The following is a 4,533-nucleotide window of genomic DNA, read 5'->3' as shown; positions in this document are numbered from 1 at the left end:
TAAGGGATACAGTTGCTACGCCCATGTTAAAACCAACATCAAATCAATACCAACTCATTTTCAATACTTCTTTTAAAATCATCGTCCAAACTTTGCCAATCGCAAATATCTACCTTAAACACCAAATCCGAATAAGGCTTAGCATTGCCATTCACACGAGAACCAAAAGCAAAAACTTTGGCATTTTTGCAATGGGTTTTTAAAATGTTTTGTACAATGCGTTTTTCGCTTTCGCTTAATAAAATATCAGTCATTGCTTAATCTTTTTTCTAATTCATTTAACAAAAATTCTATTTCTGTCAAAAACTTTGGAATATCGGCAACCACTTGTAGGGCTTTTTGTTCATTATAACTATGACTGGTCAAATTTCGCATTTCACGATATACTCGCCAATCCGACCAATCGCTAAGCAAAAGTCCAATTTCATTGGCAGTGCGTATCATATCGCCAAATGCCATTTTATCAATATCATCAGGCGTGGGCGAGCTATATTCCAAATAGCGTTTGATAAATTTATGGTTTAATTCATAAGTAAATTCAAAACGCTGAATAAGTCCGTCTCGGATTTGTTCATTGTTAATATCGGATTGATAACGAATTAAGCCTTCGGACAGTTTTTGTGTGGCGTTTTTTAAGGGGGTGATTATCATTTTTATTTCTCAGCTAATTTGCAAGAATTTTTTAAACACTCATTTGTTAACTTTCTTTGAATGGTTAAACCGTCTTTTTTAAATTCTCTTTTGGTAAATTCATCACAAAATTATAAACTTCGGACTTTGACTTTTGATGAGAATAAATTAACTTTTTCATTATTTAATTTCTTAAACTTCTTTGCCCTTCCATTGCCATTGCCATTACCGCCATTCTAACAGCAATGCCATTATTAACCTGTTTTAAAATCACCGATTGCTCGCCGTCCGCCACATCGGACGCAATTTCCACACCACGATTCATCGGGCCGGGGTGCATTACGATTGCGTCTTTGTCGGCAAGTTTTAGCCGTTTGTCGGTAATGCCATACATTTTAAAATACTCAGCAGTGGACGGCAAAAGGGGCGAGCCAATGCGTTCGTTTTGAATGCGAAGTCCAATCAACACATCCACGCCTGCGATGCCCTTGTCCATATCGTTAAACACCGACACGCCATAGCGTTCAATGCCTTTGGGGAGCAAGGTTTTGGGGGCGACCACTCGCAAATCTTTAACCCCTAAAGTCTGCAAGGCACAAATATCCGAGCGAGCCACACGGCTGTGCTTAACATCGCCAATAATGGCAACCTTTAGCTCATCAAAAGGCTTTTTGGCTTCACGATGAATGGTCAGCATATCAAGCATCGCTTGCGTGGGGTGGGCGTGCTGACCGTCCCCTGCGTTAATAACGGCAACGCTTGGGCAGACCTTTTGTGCCATAAAATGCATCGCCCCAGACGAATAATGACGCACCACAAACATATCCGCCGTCATCGCCTGCAAATTCCACAGCGTGTCGGCAAGGCTCTCGCCTTTACTGGTGCTGGACTTGGCGATGTCAAGGTTTAGGACATTTGCCCCCAAGCGTTTTTCAGCCACTTCAAAGGTGGTGCGGGTGCGGGTGGAATTTTCAAAAAACAAATTCATCACCGTACAACCGTCAAGCTCGGTGGAGTTTTGGATTTGCCCGTTTGGGAGCAGGTAGCCGCCCGCTTTGTGAATGATTTGGGTCAAAATGTCTTTGTTTAGCCCTTCCACGCTTAAAAAATGGCAGAGTTTGCCGTCAGGGGTAAGCTGGGGGGCGGATTGGGAGCGGTGGAGTTTGGCGGTTAGGTCGCTTGGGGTGTTGGGAGCGTGGGTAGGGTGCATTTTTTTATCCTTTTGATTTTTAAGAGAATTTATCGCAATGGTACGACTGTGAGAATTTGACAATCAAAAAACAAATTAAGCAATTATACCAAGATTTTACAAAAAATAACAATGATTTTTGCAAAACTATCAAGTGGCTAATACACACCGTTTGGGGTCGTACACCCTTGATATTTCCATTTACCATAACAATTATTTATCAAATTTATCCAACCATTCAAAAATAAAATATCTCTGACATTCTCGCCCATTTCGTGCTAAAATAGCATTATTTTAACGCATTTTAGGATAAGTATATGACCGCCCAAATCACCCTTGCTGACTATCTCCAAACCCACGCCACGCCTGCCCTTGCCAGCACCTTAACTACACTTGCGACCGCAAGTGTTGCCATTAACCATTTGCTTGATAAAGGGGCATTGGCAGGCATTCACGGCGAAGCAGGCGGACAAAATGTGCAAGGCGAAGCCCAAAAGAAACTTGATGTCATCTCAAACGACCTACTTTTAAACGCCCTAATCCACAACCCCAATTGTGCAGGGGTGGCATCGGAAGAGCTTGATGAGATTAGCCCTGCCAACGATGACGGCACACTGCTTGTTACCTTTGACCCCTTGGACGGCTCATCCAACATTGATATCAATATGACGGTGGGGACGATTTTTTCTATTTTGCCTTATCACAATCAAGGACAAAAGGCAACCGAAGCCGACTTTTTGCAAGCAGGCAAACACCAAGTGGGAGCGGGTTATTTTATCTATGGCACTTCTACAATGCTTGCGGTAACTTTTGGACAAGGCGTTGCGATGTTTAGCTTTGACCCGATGACCCAAACTTATATTTTGATTAATGACAATGTGCGTATCAGCGAGCAGACTGCCGAATATGCGATTAATGCGTCCAACCGCCGTTATTGGCTACCGCCGGTTCAACAATATATTGAAGAGTTGGTGCAAGGCGACACAGGCATACGCCAAAAAGACTACAACACACGCTGGGTGGCGGCGATGATTGCCGATGTGCATCGTATTTTGATTCGTGGCGGGGTGTTTATGTACCCTTATGACACCAAAATCGCAGGTAAGGCGGGCAAACTTCGCCTGATGTACGAAGCCAATCCGATGAGCTTTGTGATTGAGCAAGCAGGTGGGGCAAGTACGGACGGTGTAGAGCGTATTATGGACATCGCTCCGACCAACATTCATCAACGCATTCCTGTGGTGCTTGGAGCCGTCGAGGAAGTGGCGTATGTGAAGACATTGCACGATAAGGCAGGGATTTTGGCGAATGGGGATAAGTCGAGCGAATGAGGCAAGAGTTTTATTATCAACCAAAAACACTTTCAAAATCCGTCAATTATTTTTTATGGGGACTTTTGGTGTTTGGCGTTTTGGTGTGCGTCATTCTGCTCTGTGTCTTATATTTAAATTTACTCAATCCCATCAAAGACAATTTTTCAATCATTAAAGATTTGATTATTGTCGCCGTGTCTTTATTTATGATTTATAAGGCGGTCATGCCTAACAAATTGCATGATAAAGACAATCAAAAAACCCATGCCAATGTTTATCTTTGATGAAATTGGCATGGTATTTAATCACCCAAAACAAGGGTTTGAAATCAAATGGCAAGACATTCAAATGGTTGATGTTAGTTTTATGTTTAATATACCAACATTGGTCATTCATACAAAAACAAAAAAGTATAAAATAGATATGAAGTATTTTGAGAATGATGAAAATGTTAATATTCAAAAAGTTTTTAATGAATATGCGATAAAATATAGTGGTAAAAGGCTTATTTTATAAAAATAGGTCTGAATTGACATTTGCAATCTTCATTTAAATACACCTACCATTTTCCGAATACCCATTTACCCAAATAAATCATCACCCATGAACCTAATCACTTCAAAAGATAACCCCACCATCAAACACGCCCACGCCCTACTCACCCACCACCGCACCCGCAAAAAAAGCGGGCAGACAGTCATTGAAGGCGTGCATTTGTTGGACGCACTCTTAAAGCAAGGCTTAACGCCCCATAAGGTCATTTTGTCAGAATTTTCCCTACAAAATGACGAAGTCGCCCCACTTCTGGCAAACATCGCCAAAAAAGACATCATTATTACCACGAACGCCCTGTATAAAGACATTCGCACGCTTGGGGACGGTGTGGACATCATGGCAATCATTGACACGCCCACGCTCACACTTGGGACGGTAACGGGCGACTGCCTTATCCTAGACGGCTTGCAAGACGCTGGCAACATCGGCACGCTATTGCGTACCGCATCGGCAGTCGGTATCACAACCATTATCACCACACCTGCCACCGCCCATCTGTGGTCGCCCAAATGCTTGCGAGCAGGCATGGGGGCAAATTTCGCCCTATCTATCCACGAGCACATCCCCACCGATGAGATTTTGGCAAAAGTAAAAACACCGCTCTACGCCACAAGCTCGCACACCAACAAAGTCATTTATCATCATGACTTGACCGCACCGATTGCATGGGTACTAGGACACGAAGGGCAAGGCGTGTCTGATGATTTTTTGCAAAACGCCACTCCCATCGCCTTACCCCAACCCAACGGACAAGAGAGCCTAAATGTGGGCGTGGCAGGAAGTGTATGTTTTTATGAAATGCTAAGGCAGAGGGGTTTTGGCAGAGACCCCACAAACCCCAAATAT

The 4,533-nt window shown here is 43.1% G+C and carries 6 protein-coding genes; 3 read left to right on the top strand and 3 right to left on the bottom strand.

The window, feature by feature from the left end; genetic code table 11:
• Nucleotides 1–38: 38 nt before the first annotated feature.
• From B5J93_RS11795 to B5J93_RS11785, 3 genes are all read right to left on the bottom strand, one after another.
• Entirely contained in the window at nt 39–254 is a 216-nt protein-coding gene (locus tag B5J93_RS11795) for a nucleotidyltransferase domain-containing protein (RefSeq protein WP_079326553.1), read from the bottom strand.
• Entirely contained in the window at nt 247–651 is a 405-nt protein-coding gene (locus tag B5J93_RS11790; protein ID WP_079326552.1) for a nucleotidyltransferase substrate binding protein, read from the bottom strand. The genes B5J93_RS11795 and B5J93_RS11790 overlap by 8 nt, the downstream gene beginning before the upstream one ends.
• 163 nt (nt 652–814) lie before the next feature.
• Nucleotides 815–1,840 (bottom strand): aspartate carbamoyltransferase catalytic subunit, encoded by a 1,026-nt coding sequence (locus B5J93_RS11785; protein WP_079326551.1) that lies wholly within the window; start codon nt 1,838–1,840, stop codon nt 815–817.
• Between the two features lie 296 nt (nt 1,841–2,136).
• On the opposite strand from B5J93_RS11785, the gene B5J93_RS11780 reads away from it, so the two are divergent.
• The 3 genes from B5J93_RS11780 to B5J93_RS11765 form a co-directional block, all read left to right on the top strand.
• On the top strand, nt 2,137–3,150 hold the full coding sequence (locus tag B5J93_RS11780) for a class 1 fructose-bisphosphatase (protein WP_079326550.1): 1,014 nt from the start codon (nt 2,137–2,139) through the stop codon (nt 3,148–3,150).
• A 222-nt stretch (nt 3,151–3,372) separates the two neighbouring features.
• On the top strand, nt 3,373–3,648 hold the full coding sequence (locus B5J93_RS11770) for a hypothetical protein (protein WP_143823545.1): 276 nt from the start codon (nt 3,373–3,375) through the stop codon (nt 3,646–3,648).
• Nucleotides 3,649–3,735: 87 nt separating this feature from the next.
• Nucleotides 3,736–4,533 (top strand): TrmH family RNA methyltransferase (locus B5J93_RS11765; RefSeq protein ID WP_143823544.1); only part of this gene is annotated, 798 nt, incomplete at its 3' end.

The organism is Moraxella equi, assembly GCF_002027555.1.
Taxonomy (GTDB): domain Bacteria; phylum Pseudomonadota; class Gammaproteobacteria; order Pseudomonadales; family Moraxellaceae; genus Moraxella; species Moraxella equi.
Note: the sequence above shows the minus strand (reverse complement) of the source record. Positions and strands in the feature narration are given on the sequence as shown.

Excerpts from the sequence above, each read along its gene's own strand:
- B5J93_RS11795 (WP_079326553.1), bottom strand. The coding sequence starts at position 254 with ATGACTGATATTTTATTAAGCGAAAGCGAAAAACGCATTGTACAAAAC.
- B5J93_RS11790 (WP_079326552.1), bottom strand. The coding sequence starts at position 651 with ATGATAATCACCCCCTTAAAAAACGCCACACAAAAACTGTCCGAAGGC.
- B5J93_RS11785 (WP_079326551.1), bottom strand. The coding sequence starts at position 1,840 with ATGCACCCTACCCACGCTCCCAACACCCCAAGCGACCTAACCGCCAAA.
- B5J93_RS11780 (WP_079326550.1), top strand. The coding sequence starts at position 2,137 with ATGACCGCCCAAATCACCCTTGCTGACTATCTCCAAACCCACGCCACG.
- B5J93_RS11770 (WP_143823545.1), top strand. The coding sequence starts at position 3,373 with ATGATAAAGACAATCAAAAAACCCATGCCAATGTTTATCTTTGATGAA.